Raw genomic sequence first — 16,879 nt, forward strand, 5'->3', positions numbered from 1 at the left:
TTACTGCACTTTTTCCGATAACTCACAGAGCCGCGACGCCGTATGCCAACGCTAAAAAACCGTCACATTGCCATTGTTTTCACTGCCGCCATTGTGGGCGGCCATGAACTGATGGCTGTCGAGCACATTAAAAAACTTCAGCGCAAAGGGCTGAAGCTTGCCTGCTTCGTGCCGGATGATAACCCGAAGCTGATGGCGATTCTGGACCAGGCGCAGATCCCCTACCAGCAACATGGGGTGCGCCACCAGAAACTGGAGATCCTGCACGCCTTCTTCAATGTCGGCCTGCGCGCCAGGGCGGCCCGCTTCCTGAAAGATCTGGCCCCGCGGGTGGACGACATTGTGCTGATTCAGGGCGATATCGAACTGGGGTCAGTGTTCGTCAATATGGCGGCACGCCAGAAGATTTCAGTGATCTCTTATATCCCTTACGCCCATCGCTTCAGCAAAATGGGGGCGAAACTGGCCGGGGTGAAAGATGCGCTGGGGGCGGTGGTGTATAAACGTTGCCAGCGTTACATCACCATTTCCGCCTGCTTCGCCGACGACCTGCGCCGCTGGAACCCCAAGGCGCAGGTGCGCGTGCTGCCGAACTTTGTGCCGGCCCCGCCGGCCGCTGAGATCCGCGGCGTCGGTTATGCCTTTACCCCGCAACCCGGCACCGTGCGCATCCTGATGCCGGGGCGCGTCAGTTTCCGCCAGAAAGGGCAGGACGTGCTGGCCGAGGCCTTAGCCCGTCTCGGCGATCTGCCGGTGACCTTTGAGGTGGTGGTGGCCGGTGACGGCCCGGACCTTGAGGCGCTGAAAGCGCGTGCCGCCACCCTGCCGGACAACGTGCGCTTCCGCTTCCTCGGCTGGGTCAGCCCGGTGTGGCCTTACGCCACCGAGGCAGATTTCATCGTGATCCCGTCGCAGTTTGAGGGGGTGCCGCTGGTGATGCTGGAAGCGCAGAAGCGCAATATCCCGATTATCGCCTCGCGCCGGGACGGCATGAAAGATTACCTGCCCGCCGCAGCGGTCTATGGCCCGGAAGACGCCGCCGATGAACCGGCCGCGCTGGCCGCGAAAATTTCTGACTATCTCAGCACACAGCACGGCATCACTGCCCGCCGGCCGGAGGCCACAGGCCATACCGGGGCAGGGCAGGCGAGCCGACAGACCCTGAATGCCGGTCATTCCGTCAACACTACAATAAAAGAAGAACGTCTATGATGATGAGCAGCTCACGGGCCATGACCATGGGAAACAGTCGCGGCCTGTCGATTTCCAGCATTATTATTTTCTTTACCGCTATCGCCTGCCAGCTCACTGACGTGGCGCTGGGGCCGGTCAAAGTGTGGGAGCTGATGGCGATCTCCCTGTTCCCGTTCTTTATCCGCCGTATCGAAACCAAACTGCTGGTGTTCCTGGTGGTGTTCGTGCTGCTGATGTTGCTGTCGCTGTTCAAGGGGGCGACCACTGAGGTCTATTTCTCCAACTACGGCGGCCTGAAAAGCAAGTACGTGATTTCGCTGGTGCGCTTTGTGGAGCTGGTGCTCTGCCTGGTGGTGGCCTGCCTGCCGTTTAACTTCTACCGCAATAATGGCCTCTCCTACACGGATATTGTGCGTAAGTTCCTGAACTATAACGCCATCATCCTGCTTGGGATCTTTGCGCTGTTTATGGTGGACGTGGCCGCAGGCAGCAAACTGGTCTCCTACGGCCCGACGCACCGTATGCGCGGCTTCTATGTGGAAGGCGGCCCGTATGGCCTCTACATCAGTACGCTGCTGCTGCTGGAGCTGATGTTCCTGAAGCGCAAACTGGTGCTGGCGCTGTTTGCCGTGGCGCTGCTGCTGTCGCAGTCCAAGGCCGGTATCGTCGGGGCGGCCGTGTTCGGCTTCCTGGCGCTGACCTTCCGCTACCCGTTCCTGCGCAGCTTCATCAACCCGAAAAATATGTTCCGCTTCTCCACCCTGATGCTGGTGGGCGTGCTGCTCGGCGGTGCGGTGATGTACAAGGTGGCGGAAAACTATGTGAATGACCTGAGCAACCTCAACGAGGTGCTGACGCTGCGCGGCAATGACCCGTCACTGGTGATGGGGCGAATTGCAGCGACCTATATCGGGCCGAATATCATTGCAGATAACCCCTATATTGGTGTCGGCCTCGGGGCCTATTCCCTGGTACGTAATAATTCCGAATATCGCGGCCCGTTCCCGGTGGTACCCGGCTGGGATTTAACCGGCCTGGGCGGATTTTTCAACCTGATGATTGAGAATGGTGCAATAGGGGTAATCCTGTTTTTAATCGCCACCATCCGGTATTTCAAATTCAATGAAATGGGCATGGTCTTTTTTGTCCTGTTCGTTCTGCCGTTTTTACTCGGTGCGCAGTTATATATGGTGTATCCGTGGTTATACCTCGGGTTTTATAGTGTCTATCGCAGAGAGATGACTAATGAGTAGGATTATTTTCGACAACCGATGGGACGGTTCAGGCGGCATTGGTACTTTCGCGGATGAGATTAATCGGATAAATAAGTTTGAAAGTGCCAATTTTTCCGGCAAACCGGTTTCCCCGGCGGATACGATAAAAACGGCAATGGCCAGCTTGTCAAAACGCGGTGATGTGATCTTTTTCCCAGGATATATCCCGCCGCTGTTTTCGAAAATACCTTATGTGTTTACCGTGCATGACCTGAACCACCTGGATCGTCCGGAAAACTCCAGTAAGTTCAAGCGTTTGTTTTATCAGGTGATTATCCGGAATGGGTGCAGGAAGGCGAAAAAAATCCTGACGGTTTCAGAATTTTCCAAGCGACGCATTGTGGAGTGGAGTGGTATTAATCCTAATAAGGTCATTAACGTCGGTAATGGCGTATCAGAAAGTTTTAATGTTGATGTAAAACCTTATAATGTCGACTTCAAATACTTCTTGTGTGTCAGTAACCGCAAAGCCCATAAGAATGAGCTGCGGACACTGGAAGCCTTCAGTAAGGCGAATTTACCGCCGGAGGTAAAGCTGGTATTTACCGGTAAGCCGAATGAAGAACTGACCGCCTTAATGGAAAAATTAAAGGTGACGAACCGGGTACATTTTACCCATTTTGTTGCCCTGGAAGATCTGCCCTCACTCTATAAGAGCGCAAGCGGCCTGGTATTTGCCTCGCTGTATGAAGGGTTTGGCCTGCCGGTCATTGAAGCGATGGCCTGCGGCACGCCGGTGATTACCTCGAATACCACCTCACTGCCGGAAGTGGCAGGCGATGCGGCTATTTTGGTGAACCCACTGGATGTGGATGATATTTCAACTGCAATGAATCAGCTCTATTTTAATGAGGCATTGCGGGAAAAACTGATTGCGAAAGGATTCATTCAGGCGAAGAAGTTTTCGTGGGAAAAAACCGCCGAGAAAGTCAGGAAAGCCCTGAATGAGGTCATTGCCGAGGAACACAATGGAAAATAACTATAGCGTAGGCTTTGTCACCGACTGGCTGGTGACCTACGCCGGTGCCGAGAAGGTGCTGAGCGAACTGGTGCAAATCTATCCGGATGCAGACCTTTACTCCGTGATCGATTTCCTGTCTGACAAAGACCGCCAGAAGATCGGCAACAAACGCGCCACCACCACCTTCGCGCAGAACCTGCCGCGGGTGAAGAAAAAATACCAGAACTACCTGCCGCTGATGCCGCTGGCGATTGAGCAACTGGATGTCTCCGCGCATGACGTGGTGCTCTCCAGCTCCCACGCGGTGGCAAAAGGGGTGCTGACCGGCCCGGACCAGCTGCACATCAGCTATGTGCACTCGCCGATCCGCTACGCCTGGGACCTCCAGCACCAGTACCTGCGCGGTGCCGGGCTGGACAAGGGCATGAAAGGCTCGCTGGCCAAGTACCTGCTGCACAAGATGCGCCTGTGGGATTACCGCACTGCCAAGGGTGTCGACCATTTCATCGGCAACTCGCAGTTTATTGCCCGCCGTATCCACAAGGTATACGGCCGCAAGGCGGATGTGATCTATCCGCCGGTGAACGTTGATCGCTTTACGCTGAATGAGAACAAAGAAGAGTTCTATTTCACTGCCTCGCGCATGGTGCCGTACAAACGTATGGACCTGATCGTCGAAGCCTTCGCCGCCATGCCGGACAAAAAACTGGTGGTGATTGGCGACGGCAGCGAGATGGAGAAAGTGAAACGCCTGGCCAAGCCCAACATCGAAATCCTGGGCTTCCAGGATGACGCCACGCTGGTGGATTACATGCGCCGCGCCAAGGCGTTTGTGTTTGCCGCTGAGGAAGATTTCGGTATCTCCCCGGTGGAAGCGCAGGCCTGCGGCACGCCGGTGATCGCCTTCGGCAAGGGCGGGGCGCTGGAAACCGTGCGCCCGCTGGGTGTCGCACGGCCGACCGGCCTGTTCTTTGACGCGCAGACCGTGCCGAGCCTGGTGGCCGCCGTGGAACGTTTTGAACAGAACCGCGACGCGATTACCGCCGCGGACTGCCGGCTGAATGCCACCAAGTTTTCTGAAGCGCGTTTCCGTCAGGAGATGCAGCAATACGTCGATGCCAAATGGCAGGCGTTCAACGAATCCAAGCAGATCATTTACTAGGTGTAAGGGGAAATCTCATGAGCTCAACGAAACTCTATCCAGTGATTATGGCAGGCGGCTCCGGCAGCCGTTTGTGGCCCTTATCCCGTATCCTTTATCCGAAGCAGTTCCTGAACCTGAACGGCAACGAGACCATGCTGCAATCCACGCTGAAGCGTCTGGATGGGCTGAGCTGCCAGAACCCGGTGGTTATCTGCAACGAAGTGCACCGTTTTATCGTGGCAGAACAGCTGCGCGAAATGGGCAAGCTGACCAAAAACATTATCCTTGAGCCGGCCGGCCGTAACACCGCCCCGGCCATCGCCCTGGCGGCCCTGACGGTCGACCAGGCGGAAGGCGCGGACGAAGACCCGCTGATGCTGGTGCTGGCCGCAGACCATGTGATCAAAGACACCGCCGCGTTCCAGAAAGCCGTGACTGACGCCATCCCGTATGCGCAGGAAGGCAAACTGGTGACCTTCGGCATCGTGCCGACCGGCCCGGAAACCGGCTACGGTTACATCAAGCGCGGCGAAGCCGTGGCGCTGGACAACCCGGTCAATGCGCCGGATGAAGTGGCGTTCCGCGTCGCTGATTTCCGCGAGAAACCGGATCTGGAAACCGCGCAGGCCTACCTGGAGAGCGGCCACTACTACTGGAACAGCGGCATGTTCCTGTTCCGTGCCAGCCGTTACCTGGAAGAACTGAACAAATTCCGTGCTGACATCGGCAGTGCCTGTGCCGAAGCGGTCGGCACCATCGACCCGGACCTCGATTTCGTGCGGGTGGACGTGGACGCGTTCCTGCGCTGCCCGGACGAATCCATTGACTATGCGGTCATGGAAAAAACCCAGGACGCCATCGTGGTACCGATGGACGCCGGCTGGAGCGACGTCGGTTCCTGGTCTTCCCTGTGGGAGATCAGCGAGAAAGACGAACTCGGCAACGTGCATCAGGGCGATGTCATCAGCCACAACTCGCAGGACAACTATGTGTTCGCCGAGTCGAGCCTGGTGACCACCGTGGGCGTACAGAACCTGGTAGTGGTGCAGACCAAAGACGCCGTGCTGATTGCCGACGTCAACCAGGTGCAGGATGTGAAGAAGATCGTTGAGAAGATCAAATCCGCCGGCCGCCAGGAGCACCACATCCACCGCGAAGTCTACCGTCCGTGGGGCAAATATGACTCCATCGACGCCGGTGCTCGTTACCAGGTGAAACGCATCACGGTAAAACCGGGCGAGAAACTCTCCCTGCAGATGCACCATCACCGTGCTGAGCACTGGGTGGTGGTGGCGGGGACGGCCAAAGTCACCAAAGGCGAGGAGCAATTTATCCTGACGGAAAATGAATCCATTTATATTCCGCTGGGTGAAACCCACTCGCTGGAAAACCCCGGCAAAATTTCGCTGGATTTAATTGAAGTGCGCTCGGGCGCGTATCTGGAAGAGGATGATATTGTCCGTTTCCAGGATAATTATGGCCGGGTGTAATTAACCCTTTTTACTTCTTTATTTACCACCAGATTATTATTCACCAGTGCGTGCCGTTTCCGGCACGCCGGTGTGGGATATTATGCTCAAGGAAATGTATATGCCTACTTCATTGTCATGCTTTAAAGCCTACGATATTCGCGGTCAATTAGGTGAAGAACTTAATGAGGATATTGCTTACCGGATCGGGCGTGCCTATGGGGAATATCTGAAGCCGGAGACCATTGTTGTCGGCGGGGATGTGCGTCTGACCAGCGAGGGGCTGAAACTGGCCCTGGCCAAAGGCTTGCAGGACGCCGGCACCAACGTGATCGACATCGGCCTGAGCGGCACGGAAGAGATCTACTTCGCCACCTTCCACCTGGGCATTGACGGCGGCATCGAAGTGACTGCCAGCCACAACCCGATGAACTACAACGGCATGAAGCTGGTGCGTGAAAACGCCAAGCCTATCAGCGGTGACACCGGCCTGCGCGACGTGCAGCGCCTGGCGGAAGCCAATGATTTCGCGCCGGTTGACCCGGCCAAACGCGGCAGCTATAAGCAGCTCTCCCTGCTGAAAGAGTACACCGAACACCTGCTGGGCTACGTGAACCTGAAAAACTTCACGCCGCTGAAGCTGGTGGTCAACTCCGGTAACGGCGCGGCCGGCCACGTGGTTGATGCCATCGAAGCGCGCTTCAAAGAGCAGGGCGTGCCGGTCGAGTTCATCAAGGTGCACCACGAAGCGGACGGCAACTTCCCGAACGGCATCCCTAACCCGCTGCTGCCGGAGTGCCGCGCAGACACCACCGCGGCGGTGCTGGAACACAATGCTGACATGGGCATCGCCTTTGACGGTGACTTTGACCGCTGCTTCCTGTTCGACGAAAAAGGCCGCTTCATTGAGGGCTACTACATCGTCGGCCTGCTGGCCCAGGCGTTCCTGGAGAAAGAAAAGGGCGCGAAAATCATCCATGACCCGCGCCTGAGCTGGAACACCGTTGACATCGTCACCACCGCCGGCGGCGAACCGGTGATGTCCAAAACCGGCCACGCGTTCATCAAAGAGCGTATGCGCAAAGAAGACGCCATCTATGGCGGCGAAATGAGCGCACACCACTACTTCCGCGACTTCGCCTACTGCGACAGCGGCATGATCCCGTGGCTGCTGGTGGCTGAACTGCTGTGCCTGAAGAAAAAATCGCTGGGCGAACTGGTCTCTGACCGCATGGAAGCCTACCCGGCCTCCGGCGAGATCAACAGCGTGATCGCCAACCCGAAAGAGGCGATCCAGCGCGTCTACGACCGTTTCGCCCCGGACGCACTGAACATCGACCAGACCGACGGCATCAGCCTGGAGTACGCAGAGTGGCGCTTCAACCTGCGCAGTTCCAACACCGAGCCGGTCGTGCGCCTGAATGTGGAATCACGCCGTAATACCGCGCTGATGAATGAAAAAACCGAAGAAATATTAAAACTATTACGAGATTAATTTTTACTTGGCTTAAACGGGCAACGATCCAGGCACGCGTTGCCCGTTTGATACCTTCTTGGCAAGTATGAATATATAAGAAGAGTCAATTATGCGCGTTTATAATGTAAATTTGAGTGGCTTTTTTGTTAAGCTGTCACTGGCAATATCCGATTTCCTGTTCTTTAACCTCTCGCTGTTTTTCGCGATCGCGATATTACGTCATGTCACGGATGATGTTTATCTCTATATTCCGCGTTATGAGATGACTTCTTTCTATTTAGCGCATCTGTTGCTCTCCTTGATTGCGGTGGTCTGGTTCTGGGTTCGCCTGCGCCATTACACCTACCGGAAACCGTTCTGGTTTGAGCTGAAAGAGACACTGCGTACCCTGGCGATTTTCGCCATTATCGCCCTGGCGATGGTGGGCTTCTCAAAATGGGAATTATCCCGTTACTTCTGGCTGCTGACCTGGGTCACTATTCTGATCACGGTTCCGTTGGCGCGTTCGATTGTGAAACGCCTGCTGAACAAGATGGGATACTGGCGTAAACAGACCGTGATTATCGGTAACCAGAAAAACGCCCGCGAAGCCTATGTGGCGTTGCAGAGCGAAGAAGTGCTGGGCTTTGATGTGGTGGCGTTCTACGCGGTTACCCCGTGCAGCGACACCGAAATGATGGGCAAACCGGTGATTCAGGATGAGAAAACCCTCTGGGAGCTCACCAACACCGAAGACACCCAGTTTATTGTGGCCGTGGAGTTTGATGAGCACGCGCTGCGTGACTACTGGCTGAAAAACCTGGCGAAACACCAGTGCCGTTCGGTCTCTGTGATCCCGACACTGCGCGGTGTGCCGCTGTACGGCACGGATATGTCGTTCATCTTCAGCCACGAAGTGATGATTTTGCGGGTCAGCAACAACCTGGCGAAACGCACCTCACGGATGATCAAGCGCGCCTTCGACATCTTTGGCTCGCTGGTGATTATGCTGCTGCTGGCACCGGTGCTGTTTATCCTGATGTACCTGGTATCGAAAGACGGCGGCCCGTCAATCTACGGCCATGAGCGCGTCGGGCTTGGCGGCAAGAAATTCAAATGCCTGAAGTTCCGGTCGATGGTGACCAACTCGCAGGAAGTGTTGCAAAACCTGCTGGAAAACGATGCCGAAGCGCGTGCGGAGTGGGACAAGGACTTCAAACTGAAGAACGACCCGCGCATCACCAAGGTGGGCAAATTCATCCGCCGTACCAGCCTGGATGAGCTGCCGCAGCTGTGGAACGTGTTCCGCGGTGACATGAGCCTGGTTGGCCCGCGCCCGATTATTGAGAAAGAGCTGGAACGCTACGCCGGTGAGGTGGACTACTACCTGATGGCCAAACCGGGCATGACCGGCCTGTGGCAGGTCAGCGGACGTAATGATGTGGATTATGACACCCGTGTCTATTTCGATGCGTGGTATGTCAAAAACTGGTCACTCTGGAACGATATCGCGATTCTGTTCAAGACCGTGAACGTGGTGCTGAAGCGCGATGGTGCATACTAAGAAATCGACTATTCTTAGTGATCGTTGAACGTATAACCAAACAAGTTACTACCTACACGAAAGGGAAGAAAAACCTATGGCGAATTTGAAAGCGGTAATTCCTGTAGCAGGGCTGGGGACACGTATGTTGCCTGCAACGAAGGCGATCCCAAAGGAGATGTTGCCGGTAGTGGATAAACCTCTGATCCAGTATATCGTGAATGAGTGCGTCGCCGCAGGGATCAAGGAGATCGTGCTGGTCAGTCACTCCTCCAAAAATGCCATCGAAAACCACTTCGACACCTCGTTCGAACTGGAAGCAGTGCTGGAATCCCGCGTGAAGCGCCAGCTGCTGAAAGAAGTGCAGGCCATCTGCCCGCCGGACGTCACCATCATGCAGGTGCGCCAGGGCCAGGCCAAAGGCCTGGGCCACGCGGTGCTGTGCGCCCAGCCGATGGTCGGTGACTCACCGTTCATCGTGCTGCTGCCGGACGTGCTGCTGGACGACTCCACCGCCGACCTGACCCGTGAGAACCTGGCCGCGATGGTGAAACGTTTCGAAGAGACCGGCCACAGCCAGATCATGGTGGAGCCGGTGCCGGAGAAAGATGTCTCCAAGTATGGCGTAGCGGACTGCAACGGCGTCGAGATCGCGCCGGGTGAAAGCACCGTGATGAGCGCGGTGGTTGAGAAGCCGAAACAGGAAGAGGCACCGTCCAACCTGGCTGTGGTTGGCCGTTATGTGCTCTCCAAAGACATCTGGCCAATCCTGGAGAAAACCCCGCCGGGTGCCGGTGATGAAATCCAGCTGACCGACGCCATTGCCCTGCTGATGAAGCAAGAGCCGGTAGAGGCGTTCCACATGAGCGGGAAATCCCACGACTGTGGCGACAAACTCGGTTACATGAAAGCCTTCGTGACCTATGGCGTGCGCCATGACACCGAAGGCCAGAAGTTCGCCGAATGGCTGAAGAAGCTTGACGCCTGATTTTACTGATTCTCTTCAATTGCATTGAGCTGTGAGGACTTTTATGACGACGTTGAAAGCGGTTATTCCGGTGGCGGGGTTGGGTATGCGTATGCTGCCCGCGACCAAAGCGATTCCGAAAGAGATGCTGCCGGTGGTCGATAAACCGATTATCCAGCACATCATCAATGAGTGCGTGGCGGCCGGCATCAAGGACATCATCCTGGTGACCCATTCCTCCAAGAATGCGGTCGAGAACCATTTCGATACCTCATTCGAACTGGAAGCGATGCTGGAAGCGCGCGTGAAGCGCTCGCTGCTGGAAGAAGTGCAGTCCATCTGCCCGAAAGGCGTCACCATCATGCATATCCGCCAGGGCCAGCCGCTGGGGCTGGGCCATGCGGTGTTGTGCGCCAAACCGCTGGTGGGCGGCTCGCCGTTCGTGGTGATGCTGCCTGACGTGCTGATTGACGACGCCCAGGCGAGTTACTCACGTGACAACCTGGCGGAAATGGTGCGGCATTTTGAAGAGACCGGTGAAAGCCAGGTGCTGGTGCAGCCGCTGGGTGCCGAGGAGCTGCCGAACTACTCCGTGATCAGCTGCGAGAACACCGCGCTGCAACCGGGCGAAACCAGCCGTATCACCAAAATGGTGGAGAAGCCGGACGACACGTCCGGCCTCGACTCCAACCTGGCGGCGGTGGGGCGCTACGTGCTCTCTGCGGATATCTGGCCGTTCCTGGAAAAAACCGAGCCGGGTGCCTGGGGCCGGATCCAGCTGACCGACGCGATTGATGCTTTAAAGGATCACAGCCCGGTCAATGCGCTGGCGCTGAAAGGCACCGCCTACAACTGTGGTGAAAAGCTGGGCTACATGCAGGCTTATGTCAGCTACGGCCTGCGTCACGACAAGCAGGGCGAGGAGTTCAAACAGTGGCTGGCGGAATTTAAAAAGCAGGCCACTGCCTGAGGCGCTCCCCGCGCACTCTGCGATTCTGTTAGATCAGGTTACCGGGCGCGGCTCCCTTTTCAGGGGGCCGTGACCCGGTCCATCGTTAGCACTTCCCTTTATTGACCCACAGACGGTAATCAATCACAGGCTGGTCCGGCTGCCCATTGTGGCCCGCTGGTCTGCGTTTTTTTGCGCGCTGTTTTCCGCTTTTGTTATGAGGTTCTGATGCGACTGCTTAAAAATTTGACCGATAAAACTAAAAATACCATTAATACTTCCCGCCGGTCGGCACTGACAAAAGTGCTGGTGGGGACACCTCTGGTCGCATTGCTCTCGCTCGAAAAAACCCAGGCTGCCCCTGCGGCGGCCCCCATCACCACCTTACCGCCTGACAACGAGATGACCGGGAAAGATCTGCGCCGCATGATGCGCGCCAGTGACGGCCTGAAGTCCATTGGGCGCTGTTCCAACATCCGCGATCTGCGGAACATTGAGCCGACCATTATCGGCCAGAAAATTGACGTGGCCAGCTACCATCCGGGCTGGTCAGACATTGCCAACGGGGCGCTTGGCGGCGGCGAATTCTGGTATGACGCCGCGGACAAAGAAACACCGGACGACGGCGGCCGGGTGATCGTTACCAAAGAGGGCCGGCGCTGGAAACGCATCACCGACCAGCTGTTGCCGAGCCATTTCGGCTGCGTGCCCGGCGGCAAAGTAGATGTCACCGAGACGATGCGCCGCTACATCAATGCCTGCCGCGGCAAAGTGGTGGATTTCACCAACGGCCCGTGGCTTATCAGCGGCACGCTGGATTTGAGCAACGTGTCGAAAATCGTCAGTGACAGCACCGGCAAATTCATCGTGGACACGGAGAAGTTCCGCGGTGACTGGGCGATCCAGCTCGGTGACCCGAAACAGAAAGCCGGGCAGGGCCGCTGCGGCAGCATCTCCCTGGAAGGCATCCTGAGCGTCTACTCCCGCAGCCGCAGCCGCAAGCTGAACGGCATCTATATGAAAGGGAGCTGGCTGAACATCGGCCACGTGCGCGCCGAAAACTTTAACGGCATCGGCATCTACCAGGATTCCGTGTGGGACTCCACCACCCAGCGCCTGTCGGCGGAGCTGTGCGGCAATATCAGCACGCCGCAGATCAAACTCGGCAGCAACGGCGACACCCATAACGCCTCGCATATCGTCAGCATCCAGAGTGAGCAGGCCTACCACTATTCGCTCTACATCGATGTGCTGCGCGATGTGATTGACAACATCCACGCTGAGCGTACCTACATCCTGACCAATGACGACGGCAGCAAGCTCCAGTCCAATGTCAAATACCGCAACGCGTTTATCCTGCTCGGCAACTCCATCATCAACCACGCCGTGATGGATGCCGCCACCACCAAAACCGCGCCGGACGGCACGCCGGTCACCAGCCACCAGCTCTCCGTCAACCTGAATGCGGATTATGGCGCAGTCAACACCCTGAACGCCCGCAACGGCATCCTGTGCACCAATTTCGGCCATCTTTCGACCTTCGACGTGGTGGCGTGTGACGCCTGGTACTTCTCCGACCCGGCCACCAAACTGACGATTTCTGACCTGCGCGCCAAACGCGTGGTCGCCTCTTCCGATCTTCAGTTCACCAACTGCGTAATTTCAGAGGAATTCGAATTACGCTTTAACGCGAAAAATGTGACCATGAGCTCAGTAGATATCGGATTGATTGATTTTACAGCGGAATATCAGGGCGACATCAGCTTCTCCAACTGTCATATCAAGACGATCAAGGGGCTGGGCAAGCCGAAACCGGCGTTTTCCGTCACGGTATTCCGCGATTGCCGTATTGATACCCTGAACGGGGCCAACGGGTCGCGCGCCAGATTCTACGGTGGATACATTAACACCATTAATCTGGCGTCGGGCAGCAGCACCGAATTCTACGACCTCTCCTGCGCCGGCTTCGGCTACCAGGGCAGCGCAGAATTCATTACCCGCGGTGTGCGGGCGCAGAAGGTGAGCAACTGGGCGCACCCGCAGCATGTGCCGTTCCCGGCGGGGACCACCACCGATGTGCTGGGTGAGATCAAGGCCGGCCAGCCGTTCCGCTACATCAATGTGGACGGCAAAACCGGCTGGCGCGGCGAGAAGTAAGCCGCGCAGGGCAGGGCAATAGCGGGAAAAGCAATGCACACGCAGTAAGCCGTGGCCCGTCTGCGCAGGCAGGCGGGTAGGACAAGTAAAAGAAAAGGCGCCAGGGGGGCGGGAGACGCGCCTGGCAGCCGGTTAAGGAAAAGCACGTCATGACCTTTTGGCAAGTGGACATAACAATATGAGCTTACGCGAAAAAACAGTGAAAGGGGCCAAGTGGTCCGCCATGTCGACCTTTATCGTCATCGGGCTGAGCTTCTTACAGATGACGATTCTGGCGCGCATGATTGACGGCCGGGAGTTCGGGCTGCTGACCATTGCGATGGTGGTGATCGCGCTGGCGGATACCCTGTCCGATTTCGGCATTTCTAACTCGATTATCCAGAAAAAAGATATCACCGAAGTGCAGCTCACCACGCTCTACTGGCTGAACGTCTGCATCGGCATCACCGTCAGTGCACTGGCCTTTGTGTTCAGCGGGCTGATTGCCCACCTGTTGCACGCGCCGGGGCTGGAGCCGCTGATCAAGGTGCTGGCGCTGGCGTTCCTGGTGATCCCGCATGGGCAGCAGTTCCGTGCGCTGATGCAGAAAGAGCTGGAGTTCTCCACCATCGGCATGATTGAGTCGCTGTGTGTGCTGGTCGGCTTCGTGACCACGCTGGCCGTGGCCTATGTCTACCCGTTCGCGATGGCGGCGATCATCGGTTACCTGGTCAACGCCGTGGTGCGTACCGCGCTGTTCGCCTACCACGGCCGCAAAATCTACCGCCCAAGCTTCAGGTTCTCATTCCCGGCGGTGAAGGAGAACATCAAATTCGGTGCGTACCTTACCGCCGACAGCCTGGTGAACTTCATCAATACCAACGTCTCGACCGCCATCCTGGCGCGTACGCTGGGCCCGGTGGTCACCGGCGGGTACAACCTGGCGTATAACGTCGCGGTCATGCCGCCGACGCGCCTGAACCCGATCGTCACCCGCGTGCTGTTCCCGGCCTTCTCCAAAATCCAGGATGACATCACCAAGCTGCGTGACAACTTCTACAAGCTCATCTCGCTGGTCGGGGTGATTAACTTCCCGGCACTGCTGGGGCTGATGGTGGTGTCCAACAACTTCGTGCTGTTTGTGTTCGGTGAGAAGTGGGCTTTCATCATCCCGATCCTGCAAATCCTCTGCATTGTCGGCCTGCTGCGCTCCGTGGGTAACCCCATCGGCTCGCTGCTGATGGCCAAAGCGCGTGTGGACATCAGCTTCAAGTTCAACGTGTTTAAAGTCTTCCTGTTTATCCCGGCGATGATTATCGGCGCGAAAACGGGCGGCGCAGTCGGGGTGGCGCTCGGGTTCCTGCTGGTGCAGATCCTGAATACCTACCTCAGCTATTTCATCCTGATCCGGCCGGTACTGGGCAAAAGTTATCGCCAGTATGTGGAAAGCCTGTGGCTGCCGTTCAAGATGACGATTCCTACCCTTGTCGTCAGCTGGGCGGCAGGGTTTGCGTTACAGTCCCACCTGTCTGTGGGGTCGGTGTTATTTATTCAGATAGTGCTGGGTGTCACTGCGTTTGCCCTGGTGTTGTTGTTCAGCCAGGCACCTCTGGTGTTGGAAGTGAAAGCGCAATTAATTAAAAACGAGAAATTACGGAAATTATTTAGGGCGGAATGCTAACCATGAATCATATGCAAACTTTGAAAAATGACTTGTCTGTTATCGAAAAAGTAGTACCGCGCGGCAGTAAAATTATTTATCTGGACTATCCGCTGCATCTGAACGTGGGCGACTTGCTGATTTTGAAAGGGGCAGAACAATTTTTTAAAGAGAACAACTATGATGTGCTGGTTCGCCGCTCGGACCAGACCAGTATGCAGTATGTGGAAAAAACCCAGAGCATTCCGCAGGATGTCACCATCGTACTGCACGGTGGCGGCAACTTCGGTGACCTCTACCCGGCGCACCAGCGCCTTCGTGAGGCGGTAGTCACCAAGTTTAAACATAACCGGGTGATCATCTTGCCGCAGACCGTGCACTTCAAAGATCAGGCGAACCTGGAGGCATCCGGCCGCATCTTTAAGCAGCACCCAAACCTGACCATCTTCTGCCGCGACACCAACAGCAAGAAGATCCTGGAGACCCACTTCTGCGACAACGTGGTACTCTGCCCGGATATGGCCCACTCCCTGTGGAACGTTTTCCCGCAACAGCGTAAAGAGAACATCAAACACGACCGGATGTGGATGATCCGCCGTGACATCGAAGAAACCAACCTGAGCGGCCTCGGCGAAACGCCGGACCCGGCGCACTGTGTTGACTGGCACGATATCTGTACCGACCGCGATCGCGAGTTCATGGTAATGATGCACCGCTTTGAACGCCTGAACCGCAAGATCCCGGGCAACCTGTTCCCGACCACCCGCATGTGGTATCGCTATACTGACAAGCTGGTGGCACGGGTCAATGAGCTGTTCATGTCATATCAGTCAGTGACCACCTCACGTATGCACGGCCATATCCTGTGCTGCCTGCTGAAGATGGATACCCGGCTGCTGGATAACTCTTATGGCAAGAACTCCGGTTACTATGAATCCTGGACCAAGTCGGTTCCCGGCTGTGAGTTAGTGAAACTATGAGCACAGACAAATCATCTGCGACACTTTCCGTCATTATCCCGGTATACAACGTCAAAAATTACCTGGAGACCGCGGTCGATTCGATCCTGAACCAGACGGTAATGCCGTCTGAGGTGGTGATCGTTGATGACGGCTCCACGGACGGCTCCGGCGATATGCTGGAGCAGTTGTACGGGCATATTCCTTTTGTGCGTATTGTTCATACGGAGAACCGGGGCCTCGGCGAGGCCCGTAATGAAGGTAACCGCCACGCCACCGGCGACTACATCTACTATTTCGACTCCGATGACGTCGCGGTGCCGACGCTGGTGGAGAGCTTTTACCGCCACCTGGCTGCCTACCCGGCGCTGGACATCTACTGCTTCTCTGCGGCGTCGTTCTGGGATGTGGTGCCGGAAGACCCGGAGGCCGCCAAACTGTTGCCGCAGTATGATCGTCAGCTCAACCAGGCGTATGAGAGCGGCGTCAGCGCGTTTAATATCCTGTCCGAGCGCAGCGCGTTTTACCCGAACGCCTGGCTGTATGTGTTCCGCCGCTCGCTGATTGTCGACAACAACCTCTGGTTTATGCCGATCATCCACGAGGATGAGGAGTTCACGCCGCGCCTGTTCTTTGTGGCCCAGCAGGTGGTCTCTTCCACCGAGGTGCTGTTCCGCCGCCGGGTGCGCATGGGCTCGATCATGCAGACCAACCGCAGCGAGCGGAACGTCATCGGCTATATCGAGAGCATCCGCAGCCTGGAAGCGCTGAAAGCCCAGGCGCAGGACAGCACGGTGATCAAAAACCTCTCTACCCGTATCCTGAATAACATCATCGCCATCTACCGCATCCTGAAAGAGGATGGCGTGGTGCTGTCGGAGGAGAGCAGCCGCCGGTTCAACGATTTGCTGGAGCGCAACAGCACCCCGCAGGTCAAGCTGGCCGGCCGCAGCCTGTTCGCCTTCCGCGTCTATAACTTTGCCCAGCGCCGCGCAAAACAGCTGTTCGGCAGCTGATCGCCCGGCCCCCGTGACAGCCCCGGAGGCAATACGCCCGCCGGGGGCTGTCCGTCTGGGGAGACGTGCGGTATGATGAAAAAAGAGTGAAATTGCAACACGTTACCCATCTATCTTTTTGTCAGTCTGGCCGATGTGCCAATCAGGAGTG

General features: G+C 56.6%; 13 protein-coding genes. All 13 read left to right on the forward strand.

Features of this window, described 5'->3' with window-relative positions; genetic code table 11:
• The first annotated feature begins 42 nt into the window (after positions 1-42).
• The 13 genes from CYR52_RS11115 to CYR52_RS11175 all read left to right on the forward strand — a co-directional run bounded on the left by CYR52_RS11115 (position 43) and on the right by CYR52_RS11175 (position 16,728).
• Positions 43-1,212: a glycosyltransferase family 4 protein gene (locus CYR52_RS11115; protein ID WP_072928429.1), complete on the forward strand. Its 1,170-nt coding sequence runs from the start codon at positions 43-45 to the stop codon at positions 1,210-1,212.
• Positions 1,209-2,447: an O-antigen ligase family protein gene (locus CYR52_RS11120; RefSeq protein ID WP_241506153.1), complete on the forward strand. Its 1,239-nt coding sequence runs from the start codon at positions 1,209-1,211 to the stop codon at positions 2,445-2,447. Before CYR52_RS11115 ends, CYR52_RS11120 begins: the two co-directional genes overlap by 4 nt.
• A complete protein-coding gene (locus CYR52_RS11125) occupies positions 2,440-3,447 on the forward strand; it encodes a glycosyltransferase family 4 protein (RefSeq protein WP_072928430.1) in 1,008 nt (335 codons plus the stop codon). Before CYR52_RS11120 ends, CYR52_RS11125 begins: the two co-directional genes overlap by 8 nt.
• Entirely contained in the window at positions 3,437-4,591 is a 1,155-nt protein-coding gene (locus CYR52_RS11130) for a glycosyltransferase family 4 protein (protein WP_072928431.1), read from the forward strand. The genes CYR52_RS11125 and CYR52_RS11130 overlap by 11 nt, the downstream gene beginning before the upstream one ends.
• Positions 4,592-4,608: 17 nt before the next feature.
• Positions 4,609-6,063 carry a mannose-1-phosphate guanyltransferase gene (gene cpsB / locus CYR52_RS11135; RefSeq protein ID WP_072928432.1) on the forward strand — a complete coding sequence of 485 codons (1,455 nt, stop codon included), beginning with the start codon at positions 4,609-4,611 and terminating at the stop codon, positions 6,061-6,063.
• Between the two features lie 100 nt (positions 6,064-6,163).
• Entirely contained in the window at positions 6,164-7,537 is a 1,374-nt protein-coding gene (gene cpsG / locus CYR52_RS11140) for a phosphomannomutase CpsG (RefSeq protein WP_101828580.1), read from the forward strand.
• A 91-nt stretch (positions 7,538-7,628) separates the two neighbouring features.
• Positions 7,629-9,062, forward strand: coding sequence for an undecaprenyl-phosphate galactose phosphotransferase WbaP (gene wbaP, locus CYR52_RS11145; protein ID WP_072928433.1), 1,434 nt, complete (start codon positions 7,629-7,631; stop codon positions 9,060-9,062).
• A 76-nt stretch (positions 9,063-9,138) separates the two neighbouring features.
• The gene (galU, locus tag CYR52_RS11150; RefSeq protein ID WP_072928434.1) at positions 9,139-10,029 is read left to right on the forward strand and encodes a UTP--glucose-1-phosphate uridylyltransferase GalU; all 891 of its coding nucleotides are present in this window, start codon (positions 9,139-9,141) and stop codon (positions 10,027-10,029) included.
• Positions 10,030-10,072: 43 nt separating this feature from the next.
• Positions 10,073-10,978, forward strand: coding sequence for a UTP--glucose-1-phosphate uridylyltransferase GalU (galU, locus tag CYR52_RS11155; RefSeq protein WP_072928435.1), 906 nt, complete (start codon positions 10,073-10,075; stop codon positions 10,976-10,978).
• A gap of 207 nt (positions 10,979-11,185) precedes the next feature.
• Entirely contained in the window at positions 11,186-13,114 is a 1,929-nt protein-coding gene (locus CYR52_RS11160; protein ID WP_072928436.1) for a hypothetical protein, read from the forward strand.
• A 178-nt stretch (positions 13,115-13,292) separates the two neighbouring features.
• Entirely contained in the window at positions 13,293-14,774 is a 1,482-nt protein-coding gene (locus CYR52_RS11165) for an MOP flippase family protein (RefSeq protein ID WP_072928437.1), read from the forward strand.
• A gap of 11 nt (positions 14,775-14,785) precedes the next feature.
• Positions 14,786-15,733: a polysaccharide pyruvyl transferase family protein gene (locus CYR52_RS11170; protein WP_165698490.1), complete on the forward strand. Its 948-nt coding sequence runs from the start codon at positions 14,786-14,788 to the stop codon at positions 15,731-15,733.
• Positions 15,730-16,728 carry a glycosyltransferase gene (locus CYR52_RS11175; RefSeq protein WP_072928439.1) on the forward strand — a complete coding sequence of 333 codons (999 nt, stop codon included), beginning with the start codon at positions 15,730-15,732 and terminating at the stop codon, positions 16,726-16,728. The genes CYR52_RS11170 and CYR52_RS11175 overlap by 4 nt, the downstream gene beginning before the upstream one ends.
• Positions 16,729-16,879: the final 151 nt, after the last annotated feature.

The sequence above is a fragment of the Chimaeribacter arupi genome (assembly GCF_002858805.1).
Classification (GTDB): domain Bacteria; phylum Pseudomonadota; class Gammaproteobacteria; order Enterobacterales; family Enterobacteriaceae; genus Chimaeribacter; species Chimaeribacter arupi.